Source organism: Pseudomonadales bacterium (genome assembly GCA_013215025.1).
GTDB lineage: Bacteria > Pseudomonadota > Gammaproteobacteria > Pseudomonadales > DT-91 > DT-91.
Genome location: JABSRR010000273.1, coordinates 1 through 2,384, shown reverse-complemented (window position 1 = coordinate 2,384; position 2,384 = coordinate 1). Strand labels below are relative to the sequence as shown.

Genomic DNA, 2,384 nt, shown 5'->3' with positions numbered 1-2,384 from the left:
AAGCCACCATTTTGAGTAGTGTTTAAAATGGGTATATAATTTAAACTCCATTCAAATTCAGCAAATCTGAATTTGGTTGGTTTATATAGATTCATTGAGGACCCCCCTTTTGCTGTTCAATTCAGTTATATTTACTGTAACAACATATACCATTATCATCATGTCTGGAAAAGGTAAGGGTGCACGAGGAAAGAAGACCGGTGGGTCCAAGTCTCGTTCCGCAAAAGCTGGTCTTACCTTCCCCGTTGGACGTTTGGGCCGACTTTTAAAGAAGGGTCGCTATGCCAAGCGCATTGGAGCTGGAGCTCCCGTGTACATGGCTGCTGTTCTGGAATACCTCGTTGCAGAACTTCTCGAGCTCGCTGGAAATGCCGCTCGTGACAATAAGAAGACCCGCATCATCCCACGTCATATCCAGCTCGCTGTCAAGAATGACGAGGAATTGAACAAGTACCTCGGCCGCGCAACCATTGCCGCCGGTGGTGTTCTGCCTAACATTCACGCCGTTCTCCTTAAGAAGAAGGCTGACAAGGGTGCTGCATCGCAGGAACTCTAAATGAATTCCTCCACGATTCAAAAACCAGGCGTTTTTAAACGCCACCAGTATTTAATTTCAGTAGGCTAATACAAAAAGTGATATTCCAAATTCGGAACTTTGGATCCAACAACGCAACTCATATATTTTTCATTGACACTGAGCATTATTCTTAGACTAGTCAGCCAGTTTGGAAATCTTTTTTGTTTTTGGTGGTGTCGAATGACACCTGTAGTTTTGAATGGATTGCCGCTGTTTTATGCGCCAAATCCATAGAGGGTCTTTCCTTGACGCTTGAGAGCGTAGACCACATCGAGGGCCGTGACGGTCTTCCTGCGTGCGTGCTCAGTGTACGTGACAGAATCCTTGACAACGTTCTCAAGGAAAACCTTCAGAACGCCTCGTGTTTCCTCGTACATGAGTCCAGAAATGCGCTTCACACCTCCCCGACGAGCGAGACGACGGATGGCAGGCTTTGTGATGCCTTGGATGTTGTCACGCATAATCTTGCGATGACGTTTGGCGCCTCCCTTGCCAAGGCCTTTACCTCCCTTACCTCGTCCAGACATGGTGTAGTTGAATACTTGTGAGTATTGTTTCAGATTATCTGAATTGATCGACCATTTTTTCTCACCTCATGAGTGCACACCTCTACACAATGGGTGCTTAACTATAGTCATCAACCTCGTACAAATAAACCAACCAAATTTATTGGAGTTCTTTTTTAAGATGTTAATTTCAGTAGTTCAATTCAATTACATTGATAGTACTCCAAGTACATAAATACCTATCACCATGGCTCGTACCAAGCAAACTGCTCGCAAGTCCACCGGGGGCAAAGCTCCGCGCAAGCAGCTGGCCTCCAAGGCTTCTCGCAAAGCAACTCCATCCACGGAAGGTGTCAAAAAGGCACATCGCTTCCGCCCCGGAACTGTTGCACTTCGCGAAATCCGTAGATACCAAAAGACAACGGACCTTCTCATCAAGAAGGCACCCTTCCAACGTCTTGTTCGCGAAATTGCACAGGATTTCAAAGCTGACCTTCGCTTTCAGTCATCCGCCGTGATGGCTTTACAGGAAGCAAGTGAAGCTTTCCTTGTTGGTCTCTTTGAAGATACCAACTTGTGCGCCATCCACGCACGCCGTGTCACTATCATGCCCAAGGATATGCAGCTCGCCCGTCGTATTCGTGGAGAGCGATCCTAAGCGTGTATTAGATGCGCATGATCACAAACCAGGTGTCATTCGACACCACCAAAATCAGTAAGTCTATAAATAAGTCATAGTTTGAAAGTATTGTAACCAGGTTGTCATTCGACACCACCAAAATCAGTATATCTATATTTCATTGATATTGAATTGGAAAAACAAAAATGACACAGTACACTATTTGACACAGTACATTACTTTACAAAGTACACTACTTTACACAGTACACCTTATACAGTAATTCAATTGTGCGTGACTTATTTGAAGTGGCACAGTACACTACTTTACACAGTACAATACTTTACACTTTACACAATATTTGAACTGTGCGTTACTTACTTGAATTGGGAACAGCGCGAAAACGCCGGTTCCCTCTACCAGAAATTCTGCTGTGGACTACAGCATCGCTGCATCCATCGGAGTCACAGACGTCAGAGTGCAGTGACCTGCTCAGCCGATCGAGAGCCACCTTCGTGATCGTGGCCCAGCGCCAGCCAGGTAAGTTATGTAAGTTCTGTGAATGCATTGTGTAGCAAATGGTTTATAATGTTGGTGACAGCTTATTTTTTCAGTAGTTTTTAAAATCTCTAACTTTCTACGATCTTAATTTATCAAATGCGTCGGGCTACTTTTTCTGACC

Annotated in this window: 3 protein-coding genes; 2 read left to right on the top strand and 1 reads right to left on the bottom strand. The window is 44.7% G+C overall.

The annotated features are described in order from the left end of the window. Positions 1-109 precede the first annotated feature (109 nt). On the top strand, positions 110-556 hold the full coding sequence (locus tag HRU21_12815) for an NFYB/HAP3 family transcription factor subunit (protein NRA43172.1): 447 nt from the start codon (positions 110-112) through the stop codon (positions 554-556). A 236-nt stretch (positions 557-792) separates the two neighbouring features. On the opposite strand, the gene HRU21_12810 is transcribed toward HRU21_12815, so the two are convergent. Further along, positions 793-1,038 carry a hypothetical protein gene (locus tag HRU21_12810; protein ID NRA43171.1) on the bottom strand — a complete coding sequence of 82 codons (246 nt, stop codon included), beginning with the start codon at positions 1,036-1,038 and terminating at the stop codon, positions 793-795. Between the two features lie 292 nt (positions 1,039-1,330). On the opposite strand from HRU21_12810, the gene HRU21_12805 reads away from it, so the two are divergent. Further along, the gene (locus HRU21_12805) at positions 1,331-1,741 is read left to right on the top strand and encodes a histone H3 (protein NRA43170.1); all 411 of its coding nucleotides are present in this window, start codon (positions 1,331-1,333) and stop codon (positions 1,739-1,741) included. The last annotated feature ends 643 nt before the right edge of the window (positions 1,742-2,384 follow it).